The sequence below is a fragment of the Trueperaceae bacterium genome (assembly GCA_036381595.1).
Taxonomy (GTDB): Bacteria; Deinococcota; Deinococci; order Deinococcales; family Trueperaceae; genus DASVCN01.
In genome coordinates, this window is sequence record DASVCN010000034.1 from 1 (window position 1) to 13,548 (window position 13,548).

The 13,548-nt window shown below is 64.9% G+C and carries 12 protein-coding genes; 2 read left to right on the plus strand and 10 right to left on the minus strand.

Annotated elements, in window-relative coordinates; all coding sequences use genetic code 11:
- From VF168_11860 to VF168_11880, 5 genes are all read right to left on the minus strand, one after another.
- On the minus strand, positions 1–605 hold a 605-nt coding region (locus VF168_11860; GenBank protein ID HEX7004869.1), incomplete at its 3' end, for a M20/M25/M40 family metallo-hydrolase.
- On the minus strand, positions 598–2,313 hold the full coding sequence (locus VF168_11865; GenBank protein ID HEX7004870.1) for a M28 family peptidase: 1,716 nt from the start codon (positions 2,311–2,313) through the stop codon (positions 598–600). The genes VF168_11860 and VF168_11865, both read right to left, overlap by 8 nt.
- Positions 2,314–2,386: 73 nt before the next feature.
- On the minus strand, positions 2,387–3,271 hold the full coding sequence (locus VF168_11870) for an ABC transporter permease (GenBank protein ID HEX7004871.1): 885 nt from the start codon (positions 3,269–3,271) through the stop codon (positions 2,387–2,389).
- 13 nt (positions 3,272–3,284) lie between these two features.
- A complete protein-coding gene (locus tag VF168_11875) occupies positions 3,285–4,205 on the minus strand; it encodes an ABC transporter permease (GenBank protein ID HEX7004872.1) in 921 nt (306 codons plus the stop codon).
- Positions 4,206–4,329: 124 nt separating this feature from the next.
- Positions 4,330–5,889 carry an ABC transporter substrate-binding protein gene (locus VF168_11880; protein ID HEX7004873.1) on the minus strand — a complete coding sequence of 520 codons (1,560 nt, stop codon included), beginning with the start codon at positions 5,887–5,889 and terminating at the stop codon, positions 4,330–4,332.
- 514 nt (positions 5,890–6,403) lie between these two features.
- Between VF168_11880 and VF168_11885 the strand changes: the two genes are divergently transcribed.
- Positions 6,404–7,153, plus strand: coding sequence for a class I SAM-dependent methyltransferase (locus VF168_11885; GenBank protein ID HEX7004874.1), 750 nt, complete (start codon positions 6,404–6,406; stop codon positions 7,151–7,153).
- Between the two features lie 93 nt (positions 7,154–7,246).
- Positions 7,247–8,092 carry a polyprenyl diphosphate synthase gene (uppS, locus tag VF168_11890; GenBank protein HEX7004875.1) on the plus strand — a complete coding sequence of 282 codons (846 nt, stop codon included), beginning with the start codon at positions 7,247–7,249 and terminating at the stop codon, positions 8,090–8,092.
- 45 nt (positions 8,093–8,137) lie between these two features.
- Here the strand turns inward: uppS and VF168_11895 are convergent, their stop codons facing one another.
- The 5 genes from VF168_11895 to VF168_11915 form a co-directional block, all read right to left on the minus strand.
- Complete coding sequence (locus tag VF168_11895; GenBank protein HEX7004876.1) at positions 8,138–8,971, minus strand: carbohydrate ABC transporter permease; 834 nt, start codon at positions 8,969–8,971, stop codon at positions 8,138–8,140.
- Positions 8,971–9,822 carry a sugar ABC transporter permease gene (locus tag VF168_11900; GenBank protein HEX7004877.1) on the minus strand — a complete coding sequence of 284 codons (852 nt, stop codon included), beginning with the start codon at positions 9,820–9,822 and terminating at the stop codon, positions 8,971–8,973. The genes VF168_11895 and VF168_11900 overlap by 1 nt, the downstream gene beginning before the upstream one ends.
- Positions 9,823–9,901: 79 nt before the next feature.
- Positions 9,902–11,158 (minus strand): extracellular solute-binding protein, encoded by a 1,257-nt coding sequence (locus VF168_11905; GenBank protein HEX7004878.1) that lies wholly within the window; start codon positions 11,156–11,158, stop codon positions 9,902–9,904.
- A 46-nt stretch (positions 11,159–11,204) separates the two neighbouring features.
- Entirely contained in the window at positions 11,205–12,599 is a 1,395-nt protein-coding gene (locus VF168_11910) for an FAD-dependent oxidoreductase (GenBank protein HEX7004879.1), read from the minus strand.
- A complete protein-coding gene (locus VF168_11915) occupies positions 12,599–13,327 on the minus strand; it encodes a FadR/GntR family transcriptional regulator (protein ID HEX7004880.1) in 729 nt (242 codons plus the stop codon). The genes VF168_11910 and VF168_11915 overlap by 1 nt, the downstream gene beginning before the upstream one ends.
- Positions 13,328–13,548 lie beyond the last annotated feature (221 nt).

Here is a 13,548-nt window from a genome sequence, read left to right on the forward strand (position 1 = left end):
TCGTACATCCCCACCCCCTTGCGGGCGGTCTTGAGCTTCGGTCCCGATGCCGGTTCCACCACCAGCACCACCTGCGACCGGGCGGCCTCCGCCTCGATGAGCTTCCGGGAGCTCCTGCTGCCGGTCTCCTCGTCGCTGCTCACGATCAACGTGACGTTGCAGGAACCTCCGCTCGCGCCCTCCTTGAAGGCCCCGATGGCGAAGAGCCCTTGGACGAGCCCTGCTTTCATGTCGAAGACGCCGGGACCGGTGAGCTTGCCCTCCTCCTGAGCGAAGGGGCGGCGGGAGGTCTCGTCGGCCGGCCAGACGGTGTCGAGGTGGGCGAGTACCAGCACGGTGGGAGCGCTCTCGCCCCTGCCGGGCCAGCGGGCCACCAGATGGTCGCCCGCCTCCTGCTGTTCGACGCGCTCGACCTGAGCCCCCGTCGCCCGGCAGGTCGCCTCGACCGACGACATCGCGGTGTCCAGCAGGTCCTTGCGGCTGCTGGGCGTGTCGAAGTTGACCAACGCCGCCAGCATGTCGATCATCTCCTGCTCGCGCTCGGCAAGCCACCGGGCGTAGCCGCGTACTGCTTCCTCGGGAACTCCAACGGGCACCTCAGCCACCCCTCAACGCTTCGGTGGCGCTTCGGGCCAGCCTCGCGGCCGCCCTTGCCGCGCTCACGACCCAGTTGGCCGTCCGGTGTAGTCGAGTCGCGATGGCGTGAGCGGTGGGGTCATCGGCAGGAAGCTTCGCCAGTCGCTCGAGGTCCTTCATGGACGGCACCGGGACCAGCGGCGCGGCGGGGTCGCGCACGTAGCGCACCTCCTCGTGGAAGGCGATCGGCACCAGGTGACGAGACAACCCCAGCAGCGTGTCGTTGATGAGTTCGTTCGACTGGGCCGGCGCCTTCGTAGCGGCCTCGTGGAACTCGTGGACGTCCCTCTGCAGGCTCTCCAGCTCCAACATCAGCCGGCTCAGGTCGAGTTGCTCCCGCGCCGCCTGCACCCGTGGCCGCACGGTTTCGACGATCTCGTCCACGGCCGGCCGGTAGTCGAACGGGAGAAGATCGGCCGTGAGCAGCTCGTTCACGACCGCGAGGTAGATCTTCGTGTCCCGCACGAGGAACTCCTCGTCCACCTTGTCGACGGTGTCGGCGGGCGTGTGCCACCACCAGCCCAGGCCGCCGGCACGCTTGCCACCGGTCTTGAACGAGATGGTGCTCCCCGAGTCCGCCGCATCCTGCTCCGAGAGGGTGCCGAAGACCGAGTTGAGGCCGATCCCGTAGAACGACTGGTCGGCGAAGCGGCCGATCCGTTTCCCCTCGAACTCCTCGCCGGTCACGGCGTTCACGGCGCGGGATGCGAGCGCCTTGGTCTGCGGCATGACCGGCGCCTCGGTGACGATGGTGGCCCCCATCCCCCCGGTCGAATCGACGAAGACGTTCGCGATGCAGTGGTCGTAGAGCTCGTGCCACTTCTCGTCGGCGTACCAGGCCGAGCCGGCGAAGCGGCCGTGGGAGTGTCCCGACCAGAACGCGAGCCGCAGGCCGCGCCTATGCCCCTTCGCTCGTTGCGCCAGGATCCTGGCTACCTCGATGACCGTGGCGTTGGCGCTGCCGTTGTCCATCGCCCCGTAGTACCAGGAGTCGACGTGGGTCGAGAGCAGGACGAAGGGGCGATCGGGGGCGGCGGCCAGGTCGGCGATGAGGAGCGGGATGGGGCGCCACTCGGTAAGGGTCCTGGTGTGGATCGTGACCGTCACCGGCCCCTGGGCGAGTCGTTCTCTCAGGACGCCGGCGGTCGACCGGCGGATCGACATGCTGGGTGTGCCGGGCATGAGCTCGAGACCGCGCTCGGTGGGGTTGCCCCACACGGGTGAGACGCTCGTCTCGTGCAGGTGGTCGTCGTGCACGTGGACCTGCCCAACCGTGCCCCTCGCCTCCCAGTTGGTCACGCTCACCCCGCTGGCCATGCCGTCGATCAGCACGATCGCTCCTGTGAAGTCGGCGTCCGGATCGTTGGCGTCCACCAGCCGGGCGGTGACACCGGTGGCCGGGGTCGAAGTCGCGAAGGCGTGGCTTATCCCTTCGAACTCCCCGCCCCCTTCGACGCTCAGCATCGCGGCCTCGGGCAGACTGATGTATGCGCGGTGGTGGAGCAGCTCGGTCTCGTAACCGTACTCGCGCAGCCGGGCCTCGATCCAGCGGAAGCTCTTGAGTTCGTCCGGCTCGCCCGACAGCCTCACCCACTGGGCGATAGCCGCGGTCGCGTCCATCAGCCTGCGACCCGAGACCTGGGAGAGGAGTTCGTCTTCGCGGGGTCTTGACACCATCTGTTGGTCCTTTCCGTGGCCCATAGGAGGGCCCGTGGGAGTCTGATCCGGCAGAGGTTCCTCTGCCTGGGCCTCAGCCGCGGTTGGCGCGCGGGTCGAGTGCGTCCCGCAGTCCGTCGCCGAAGAGGTTGAAGGCGAGGATGGCGAGCATGATCACCGCCCCCGGGAAGATCGAGACGTGCATGGCGCTTCGCAGGTAGCGGCGGCCGTCGTTGAGCATCGCGCCCCACTCGGGCGTGGGCGGTTGGGCGCCCAGCCCCAGGAAGCCCAGGTAGGAGGCCGAGAGGATCGCGGTCGCCATGCTCAGCGTCACCTGCACGATGATCGGCGGCAGGGAGTTGGGCAGAAGGTGGCTCCTGATGATCCGCAGATCGCCCGCACCCAGCGCGCGGGCGGCCTCGACGTAGACCTCCTCGCGCACCCGGATCACCTCGGCCCGGATGAGCCGGGCGAAGATCGGCATGAGCGAGATGCCGATGGCGATCATGGCGTTGCCCAGGCCGGGCCCGAAGATGGCGATCACCAGGATGGCCAGCAGCAGCGGCGGGAACGACAGCAGGAAGTCGATGGCGGCAGAGAGGAAGCGGTCCACCGTCCCGCCCGACCAACCGGCCGCGAGCCCCAGTGGGAGGCCGCCAAGCAGCGCGATGCCCACCGAGATCACGCCGATGACGACCGAGATGCGTGCCCCGTAGATGACCCGCGAGAGCAGATCGCGGCCCAGGTGATCGGTACCGAACGGGTGCTCGAGGGTGGGCGGTTGGAGCCTGACCAGCAGGTCGGTATCGTTCGGGTCGTAAGGGGCGATGAGCGGGGCGAACACTCCGCTCAGGAGGAGGAAGAGGAGGAGGACGCCTCCCGCCTGGGCCGCGCGGTGGCGGCGGAAGCGCTTGAAGGCACGCATGGAGGGGCGCGAGCCGCGCTGCTCCGTAGGACGCCTCAGAGGGATGACGCTCACCGGCAGCCTCCCCTCACCGGTGGCTCAACTGCGGGTTGATGAGCGGATAGATGAGGTCGGTCAGCAGGTTCACCAGGGTGAAGGTGAGGGCGAAGAGCATCACGATTCCCTGGATGACCGGGTAATCGCGCTGAGCGATGGCGGTCACGAGATAGCTGCCCAGGCCGGGGAGGTTGAAGACCGTCTCGGTGAGGATGGCGCCCGCCAACATGCGTCCGAACTGCAGCCCGGTGATGGTGACGATCGGGATGAGGGCCATCTTGAAGGCGTGCTTCATGATCACCGAACGCGGCCTCAGGCCCTTGGAGCGCGCGGTTCGCACGTAGTCCTGGCCCAGGCTCTCGAGCATGGCGCTGCGTGTTTGCCTGGCGACGACGCCGGCAGAGAAGAGGCCCAGGCTCACCGCCGGCAACACGTAGTGCTGCCAGGAGCCGATGCCGCCGGTGGGCAACCAGTCGAGTTTGAGGGCGAAGAAGATGATGAGCAGCAGGCCCGACCAGAAGATCGGCATGCTCACGCCCACCAGGGAAAATACCGTGCTGAAGTAGTCGAGGGTCGTGTACGGCTTTACGGCGCTGGCGATGCCGGCCGTGAGACCCAGGATCATCGTCACGACGATGCTGGCGAGGGCCAGCTTGAGCGTGACCATGAGCCGCCGGCCCAGTTCCACCGTTACCGGCTGACGCGACCGGATCGAGTCGCCCAAATCGCCCTGGGCGAGGTTGGTCATGAACACGCCGAACTGCACCGGCAGGGGCTTGTCGAGCCCCCACTCGTGCCGCAGCTGCTCGAGCGTCTCGGCGTCGGCGAAATCGCCGGCCATGATCACCGCAGGGTCGCCCGGCACCAGCCGTATCGCCAGGAAGACGAAGGTGACCACCGCCAGGACGGTGGGCACGGTGAGCACGAGTTTCTGCAGGAGATAACGCCACATCAGCGCGGCCTTCTTCTCTCGATCCGATTCGGCAAGGTCGTTCGCTTCTCCTAAGCTGAACAGCGGAGAGGCAGGCGCCCGGGAAGGGAGATCCCCTCCGGGGCGCCTGCCTGATCCATCGGCGCTACTCGATGCTTACGGTGTAGAGCGGCTCCAGGGTACTGAGCGGAGTGATGACGTCCTCGAGGCCTATGACGTCGGCCCGAACGGCCCACAGCTGCGGCTGGTTGTAGAGCGGGATCGCCGGGAGCTCCTCCATCAGGACCCGCTGCAGGTCCTCGAGCAGCTGGCGCCGCGCCTCGGGATCGGGTTCGACCTGCTGAGCGGCGTAGAGCCTCTCGAACTCCTCGCTCACGTAGTAGGTGGGGTTGTTGCCGCCCGGAGGCATCTCTGCCTCGGTGAACACGCCGATGGCACTGTCGGGGTCGCCGTTGACCGAACGCCACCAGGTGAGCGACATCTGTGACTGGGCTTCGGCTGGTGGTTGCCTGATGAACTGCGAGAACTGTGCCCACTCCATCGCCTGTATCTCGACGTTGACGCCGATCTCGGCGAGCTGCGCCTGCACGATCGTGACGACCTCGCTGTCGAGGAGGTAACGACCGCTGCCGTACGAGAGGGTGAAGCTCAGATTGGGGACGCCCGCCTCCTCGAGGAGCTGGCGCGCCTTCTCGGGGTTGTGTTCGTAGACGTCGTACTCGCCGGTGTAGCCGAAGGTCCCGGCTGGAACGAGCGAGTGCGCGACCGGCGCGGTGCCCAGGAAGATGCCTTCGGCCAACGCCTCACGGTCGAGGCCGTAGGCGATCGCCTGGCGCACGCGCACGTCATCGAACGGTGGCTTCTGGGTGTTCATGTTGAGGCGGATGAAGCCTGCCGACGGTGGGTTTATGACGACGATGTCGGGGTTCTCGCTCAGCCTCTGCGCTTCGAGCGGTGAGAAGGCGTGGATGGCGTCGATCTCACCCGCCTCGAGCGCGGCGATGCGGCTCGCCTCGTCGAGGATTACGCGGAACTCGACGGTCTCGATCGCCGGCGCGCCGGCCCAGTACTCGTCGAACGCCTCGAGTACGAGCCGCTGGCCGGGAACCCACTCGACGAACTTGTACGGACCGGGGCCCACGGGGTGCAAGGAGAACGCCTCGTCGCTGCCCGCGGCATCGTAGGCGTCCTTCGAGTAGACGCCGATGAGCGTGTAGGTGAAGGTGTTGAGGAGCGGAGCGAACGGCTCCTCGGTGCTCACCTGAACGCGGTTGCCGTCCAGTTCCTTCACCTCGGTCACCACCTGCAAAGAGGAGCGGCCGATCGAGATCTCGCGGAACCGGTTGATGCTCCAGGCGACGTCCTCGGCGGTGATCTCGGTACCGTCGTGGGCCATCACGCCGTCGCGGATCTTGAAGATGAGTGAGCGGCCGCCGTCGGCAGACTCCCACGACTCGGCGATCCACGGCACCAGCTCGCCGTCTCGCTCGATCACCAGAGGATCGGCGATCTGGGCGACAGCGCCGAACGCCGGCAGGCCGCTCCCCTTGTGCAGGTCGGGGATGGTGATGTCGATGGGCAGGGCGATGATGAGCCGGTCGCGCGACTGGGCGAAACCGAGGGAGGAGGATGCCATCACCACCACAAGGGCAGCGACCAGCAATGCCAGGGACCGTGTCCACTTCAGTGACTTCGAAAAAACCACTGTCCGAACCTCCAAAAAACCCCAGGACTAGAGCAACGGGAGTTTGCAAGATTATAAGCCTGGGGGTGGCGGCGGAGGCTGGCTACTCGCGTTCGGGACGACAAAGCTGGTGGGGTCAGGGTAGCAGCAGGTATGGGCGCTACCGGTGGCAGCTAACCTGCGCTTCGGAGACCGCGGTCGGGGGAAGCGGGCCTAACTTGGCATCGTTGAGGCTGTTAGTCGGTATGCGGTCTGCCTCATGTTTATGCCTCTCGCTGCGCGAGCAGCGCAGTCGTCGGTCGGCCGCAGGTTCCAGGGGGACTGACCCCTGCCTCCGGCCTTCGCAGTTCGCCACGACCCTGTCTCCGCCGCCCAAGGTGATTCCGCCGCTGGCGCCTCACGCTGGGATGAGTGAGGATCGGGGCAGGAGGAGTTCGCTAGTCATGAGCACACGCCCGGCCCGAACGAGAAGCGATCAGACGAAGAGGTCCGAGAGGCTGCCAGGCGCACCTTCTCCGCCGCCGCTCTCGCCTACGTGAACAGCGACGCGCACAGGAGTGGGAGCGACCTGGCCCGGCTGCTCACGCTCGCCGCCGATCGGTTGGGCAGCCTCGCGGGCAAGGAAGCGCTCGACGTCGCCACCGGCGGGGGGCACGTCGCCCTGGCGCTCGCCCAGGCAGGTGCGCGAGTCACCGCCAGCGACCTCACGCCCGGCATGCTGGCGCAAGCGAGCAACTTCCTCCGCGAACAGACGCCCGGAGTCGAAGTCGTCTTCCGCGAGGCAGATGCCGGCAGGCTGCCGTTCGACGACTCGACGTTCGACCTCGTCACCTGCCGCATCGCCGCCCATCACTTCCCCGACCCGCAGGCGTTCCTCGGCGAGGCTGAGCGCACCTTGCGCCCCGGTGGCCTGCTCGTGCTCATCGACAACATCGCGCCCCAGGATCCGGAGCTGGCGCGGGCGATGAACGGGCTCGAACGCAAGCGCGACGAGGCCCACGTGGAGGCGTACGCCGTCTCGTGGTGGGTGGCCGGAGTCACCCGCGCGGGGTTGGAGACCGTACACCTCGAACGCTTCTGGCGGGAGAAGTCGTTCCGCGAGTGGGCCCGGCGCACGCCCCCCGAAGGCAAGGACCCAGCCTTGCACGCCGACGAGGTCGAGGAGTTCCTCCGCGGCCTGTCCCCGCGCGCCCGAAACTACCTGGGAGAACGCGACGACGACCAGGGTCGGCTCGCTTCACTTCGGCACGAGGTGATGATCCTGCTGGCCACGAGTCAGGCCTGAACTCCTCGTATCGGAGCGAAGCAGCCCCCTGGGGAAGAAGACATAGGGGGGCGAACATCTCCGAGAAACAGACGCTGCGGTAAACTTACCGCCGTGAGCAGCGGCCAAACCACGTTGGCAACGAGTAAATCGAGGCCCAGGCGGGTCTACTCCGCCCTGAGGCGCCTCACCACCCCGCTCTACTGGCTCTACGAACGCCGGCTCCTTCGCGCGGTCAAGGCCGACGGCTCGTTGCCCAGGCACATCGGCATCATCATGGACGGCAACAGGCGCTTCGCCAGGACGGTGGGGCTCGACCTCAAGGCCGGCCACGATTACGGGGCCAGCAAGGCCCGCGAGGTGCTCGACTGGTGCCTCGAGCTGGGGATAAAGCACGTCACGCTCTGGGGCTTCTCGACCGACAACCGCGGCCGCGCCCCGGATGAGGTGCACCACCTGCACAGCCTCTTCGCGGCTCAGGCCAAGGAGCTGATAGACGACCCGAGGGTGCACCGGAACAAGGTGCGGGTGCGGATCATCGGCGACATCGAGGACTTCCCGGAGGAGGCCCGCGAGGCGCTGCGCGAGGTGGAGAAACGCACCGAGGCGTACGACGACATCCACCTCAACGTCGCTCTGGGCTACGGGGGCCGCGAGGAGATCGTCACCGCGGTACGCAACCTGCTGCGCTCGAAACTGGACAAGAGCGGAGACCTCGAGGAGCTGGTACGGGCTGTGGACGCCGAGGAGATCGGCCGCCACCTCTACACTGCCGGCATGCCCGACCCCGACTTCGTCATCCGCACGAGCGGCGAAGTGCGGATGTCCGGCTTCCTGCTCTGGCAGACCGCCTACAGCGAGTTCTACTTCTGCGACGCCTTCTGGCCCGAGTTCCGAAAGATCGACTTCCTGCGGGCGATGCGGAGCTTCCAGGCGCGGGAGAGGCGGTTCGGAAGGTGAGCCGATCGGCAGTGTTAGTCGGCTTGCGGTAGGCGACTGACCCCTTTACTTCACCGACCCGGCCGTCAAGCCCGTTACCAGGAACCTCTGCATGAAACCGGCGAAGAGCAGCCCAGGCAAGGCGATGAGCGTCGCCAGGGCACTCATGTCCTGCCAGTAGATCTGCAGCTCGCCTAGGGTCTCGGCGATGACCACCGGCATGGTTTTGGCGTTGATGCTCGTGAAGATGAACGCGAAGGTGAACTCGTTCCAGGCGAGGACGAATATGAAGGTGGCCGTCGCGGCCACACCGGGCAGAGCCAGTGGCAAGGTTATGTGCCGCAGCGCCCGCAGAGTCGTGCAGCCGTCTACCCGGGCCGACTCCTCCAGCTCACGAGGGATGGTGTCGAAGAACGACTTGAGGATCCAGATGGCGAACGGCACGTTGATGGCCGCGTAGACGATGACCAAGCCCAGGTGAGTGTCGAGTAGCCGCAGGTCGCGCATGAGGAGGAAGAGCGGGATGACGGCGGTGATAGGCGGAAGCAGTCTGGTCGCAAGTACCGACATGAGCAGTGGCAACCGACCGTTGAAGGTCAGGCGCGAGAACGCGTATGCGGCAAGGCATCCGGCAACGATAGTCAGCACCGTGGAGAGGGATGCGATGACGACGCTGTTCCAGAGGTTGGGCAGGATGGTGCCTTCGCCCAGGGAGAGGAAGTGGCGGTATGAGTCTAGATTCGGTGAGAAGAAGAGTTTGGGCGGGAAAGCGAAGATGTCGAGTCTGGACTTGAACGAGTTGAGTATCAACCACACGATCGGGACCAGCGACCAGACGGTAAATATCGCAGTCAGGCCCCAGCGCAGCAGCGCATTGCGGCCGAAGATCATCGGGGCCATCAGTGCTGGACCTCCCGGTAAACGAGTCGGATGTAGACGAAGCTTATCGCCGCCCCCAGAACCATCAGGACCACCGCGATCGTCGCCGCCTGGCCGCCGTCGAAGTATCTGAAGTAGGTGCGGTAGATATGGATGCCGTACGGCGTGGTCGAATTGCCTGGGCCGCCGCCGGTCATGATGTAGATCAGATCGAATACCCGCAGTTTGAGGATCGTTTGGAACAGCAGAGCGATGGTGAGCGAGGGCCGCAGCAGCGGCAGGATGATGTGCCAGAGTTCCTGCCAGGCATTGACTCCGTCGGATCGCGCTGCCTCCAGCACCTCCTTGGGGATCGCCGTCAGGCCGGCGAGCAGGATGATAGTCACGAACGGAGTAGACCGCCACACTTCCGTGACGACTACGGCGAGTCGGCTCATCTGCGAGTCGCCCAGCCACGTGACCGGCTGGATTCCTATCAGACCAACGAACCAGTTGATGAGCCCGAAGTCGTGGTTCCACAACAGCCGCCAATCGAGGCCAACGGCTATGGGCGCGATCAGGTAGGGCAGCAGGATTATCGTGGCGAACCACTTCCGGCTCCTGTCGAGCGAACCGAGCAACAGGGCGCCGGTGAGCCCCAGCACGAACTCGAGGGCGATCGTGGCGACCACGAACAGTGCCGTGAAGCTCGATACCGCCCAAAACGTGCCGTCTCCCAGCAGTGTGGCGTAGTTATCGAAGCCGATGAAGCGGGTCGCGCTGGGGTTTATGTAGCGCCAGGCGAAGAAGGAGAGATAGACGTTGTAGACCAGCGGATATATGAGTACGACGCCCAGGAGCAGGAACGACGGCGCCAGCAGTAGATACGGCACAAACCGGTGCGTCCGGCGGGATCTCCTCCCGCCCGACGCACGGTGAGAATCGATGCTCTTCAGGCGGCTAGCAGCCATGTCAGAGCAAGCTGTCTATCTGCCGACACATCGCTCCGGCTGCTTCCTCGGGTGTGGAACGACCCTCGAGCGCGGTCGTGAGTTCGATAGTGATGATGTCGGCCATCTCGGCGAATCTCGGATGAGAAGGGGTGAACTCGGAGGCAGCAGTCGCCGTCAGCCATCCGGCCGCAGCCGGATTCCCGCTGCTGAAGCCCTGGTCGTTGTAAACCGACGCTCGAACCGGGGCATTAGCGTACTCGACCGCCATCGTCAGCTGGTTCTCGGGGTTGGTGAGCCACTGGACGAGTTGCCAGGCGGCATCCTTGTTATCACTGTTCCTGTCTATCGCGAGGCTCCAGAGAGTATTTAGGCTGCGTCCCGGCTCAACGCCGTCGGCGGTGGGGGTGACGCTCCATCCGATGACCTCTGGTCCGGTCTCGGCCACGATGCGGCCGTAGTAGGGCGAGAAGTAGATTCCCATCGCCGCGTCTCCGGTCTGCAGCATCCTGATCTGATCGTCACGGCCCAAGGCGAACGTGTCGGGTGGCATGTAGCCGCCCTGGAAGAGGTCAGCCCAGAATGCGATCGTTGCAATTCCCTCGGGCTCGTCGAGCAGACATTCGGTTCCGGACTCGTCCAGTATCTCGCCGCCGTGCGCGAATAGGAGCCGTGCGAAGTCCTGAGTGATCTCGAACCCTGGTACGCCGCGCATCACTAGACCGTAAACGCCCTCCCGCGTCAGCTCCTTGGCCGCCGCACCCAACTCCTCGATGGTGGTAGGCGGCTCCACTCCGGCCTCTTCGAGGAGATCCTTCCGGTAGTAGAGCATGGTGGTGCCACCGCGAAACGGGATGGCGACGAGGTTGCCGTCGACGGTATTGACAGCGAGTAACGACTGGATGATGTCGTCGGACGCGTACTCGTTATCTGTCGCTTGGAAGCGGTCGCTCAGCGGCTCGAGGAAGGCAGCCACCTCAAGGTTCATCCACGAGTCTTGCAGCGTGGCGACGTCGAACCTGCCCGTACCGCTCACGTACTCGATCACCGCTCGCTCGCGAAGCTGATCGGTCGGGGCGGTCACCACCTCGACCTCTATGCCGGTGGCATCGGTGAATTCGCTTACCAGTCCCCCCTCACCCCCGGTCGCTTCATAGAGGGTGGGGTGGATCAGAAGGGTGATGCTCTCCTGGGCCGAGGCCACCATCAACAGCGAGATACTCGTCGTAGCGATAAACACCAGAACCAGATTTCGTATTGAACCGTTGATCCTTGTCATGCTCACTCCTTCGCGAGTCGAGGTTGGGGTCGTGTAAGCGGATCGTTCAGTGGGTCCCGTCTACCACCCCCCCTTGCGAAGCGATCCGCTCACGCAATGAATCGACCGCTACTTTGCGGACGTCGGGAAGACCTTGCCGGGAAGCCAGGGCTCCTGCCGTGCCGGCGGCCTGACCCATCGCCATGCAGGGTCCCATGACTCTCGCGGAACCGTTGGCTTCACGGGTCGAGGAGAAGCAACGGCCAGCGACCAGGAGGTTCGACAGGTTTCGCGGGACGAGGCTACCGAACGGGATGTCGTAGGAGCGGCCGTCCTTGACGGGGATACGTTCCTGCTCCCGGCCGGCCCCATGGAGGTCTACGTGGTGCGATCCCTTGGCCACCCCTTCGGCGGACTTCCGACCTTCGAGCACGTCCTCGGTGGTAAGCACGTAGTCGCCCATCACTCGCCTCGTCTCGCGGATGCCAACCCGCGGCGCGATCCCTGAGAGGTGGGCATCCTCGAAACCGGGAACGCAGTCGCGGAGGAAGCTGGTGGCCCGCGCCACCTGGTCGGTGAGGGTGGAGAGGGAATCACTCAGCCGTTCGATGTCGGTGGCGTCGAGTTTGGCGAGCCGGGTCGTATTCAGGCCAACCTCGCGCCTCTGTAAAGAGGTCGGCCACATATAGACGGCGGTGGTGTCGAAGAGCCGGCCGGAAGAGATCGCCCGGTCCATCAGGTCGCCGTTGGCATCGAGGACGCAGAAAGGAAGTCCCTTGTCATAAACGGCCGCTGCGCACTCCGCAGGTGTCTTCTCGATGATCGGGTTCTCGGCGAGGATGAACTGATCAGGATTGTCACGCATATAGCGCAGGTACTTCTCGTAGCTCACTCCACCCATTCGGAAGATCAGGCTGGCCGGTTGCATCTCTCCGTCACGACCACCCGCTTCGTACGGGGCTCCCGCGGCGATCGAAACGTCGCCGTCACCGGAACAATCGATGAAGACATCTGCCTGGATGAAGGTGCGCCCGTTCTTGTTGGTGGCCAATACGCCCAGCACTCGACCGTGCTCCACGATCGGCTCCTGGGCGAGGGTGTAGAGGAGGACCGTGACCCTGCTCTGGGCGAGCTTCTCCATGAGGACGATCTTCATGATTTCCGGATCGAAACAGACCCCGTAGTTGAGCCGCCAGTCGAATACCTCGCCGATGTAGCCGCCCAATTCGGCGCACGCGTCAAGCAGTTCCCGCATAACGCCGCCGACTATCCACTCACCTCGAGCGTTCAGCGCGCCGTCGATCGGCAATCCGCTCAACAGCTCGCCACCCACCGTGGGTCCGCTGTCCAGAAGCAGGGTGCGGGCGCCGTTGCGTGCGGCGGCAATGGCGGCGCTCACTCCAGCGCTACCGGCCCCGATGACAACCACGTCGTATCTCTTCGATTTGAAGGCTGGGTACACTAATCCTCCTCTTCGCCGACGCCGTTGAGTTCCTGGCTCGACTTGGATCGACGTACGATGGTTTCGACACTTCCGATGTGCTGCCTCATTAGGTCCCGCGCCGCTTCGGCATCCCCCTCGTATATCGAGAACGCGATGAGGCGGTGGAAGTGCTTCCCCTTCTCACGCACTATCGGGTCTTCGGCTGGATGCGGCTCTGTCTTGCCGAAGAATTCGTACAGCGTGAGGACCATCTCGGATACGACCGGATTGTGCGAGGCGTTGCAGATAAGTGAGTGGAAAGCGATGTTGTGGCGAGCCCACTCCCCCGGGTCCCTGAGGGCCGCGTCCTCCTCTTTTGACGCCCTGACGATCGCTTGGCGCTCGGCGTTGGTAGCCCGCTGAGCGGCCAGCGCGGCGACCTGCGGTTCGAGTAGACGCCGTGCTTCGAGGAGGTGCGCACGAGTGGGCGCGGGCGTAAAGCTGAGCGACAGGAGCATCTCGTTGTCCGGACCCAAGTTGGTCGACACGAAGGTGCCGCTGCCCTGGACGACTTCGAGGACGCCTCGGCTCTCGAGAACGCGGTAAGCCTCTCGTACCGATCCCTGTCCAACGTTCAGTTCCCGAGCCCGTTCGGCGATCGTGGGCAGGCGGTCCCCGGGTTTCAGCTCACCTTCGAGAATCTGCCCCTTGATCTCCTCGACTATCGCTTCGTACGTAAGTGCCCGGTCTGAAACGCGAGTAGGCATCCTGCCCTTCCTTCTGAATATGTTCTCAGGGTCATCGGATGATTTGAGCAATCATGCGATGTTTGTGTTGGGAAGTCAAGAGTGGAGCCCGGGGCCGACGGAAGACGCAGCACGGAGAACCGGAGGCGAAACCGCTGCCCTTTTCATTAGGAGGACCAAACGTAGCGCCTCTCACGTTCGTATAAACAGAGGCGGCAACGAGGAATGAGGTATCGAACCTC

Bases quoted from the DNA above. Each gene is read 5' to 3' on its own strand.
- VF168_11915 (HEX7004880.1), bottom strand. From the start codon at position 13,327: ATGCCTACTCGCGTTTCAGACCGGGCACTTACGTACGAAGCGATAGTC.
- VF168_11865 (HEX7004870.1), bottom strand. From the start codon at position 2,313: ATGGTGTCAAGACCCCGCGAAGACGAACTCCTCTCCCAGGTCTCGGGT.
- VF168_11905 (HEX7004878.1), bottom strand. From the start codon at position 11,158: ATGACAAGGATCAACGGTTCAATACGAAATCTGGTTCTGGTGTTTATC.
- VF168_11895 (HEX7004876.1), bottom strand. From the start codon at position 8,971: ATGGCCCCGATGATCTTCGGCCGCAATGCGCTGCTGCGCTGGGGCCTG.
- VF168_11875 (HEX7004872.1), bottom strand. From the start codon at position 4,205: ATGTGGCGTTATCTCCTGCAGAAACTCGTGCTCACCGTGCCCACCGTC.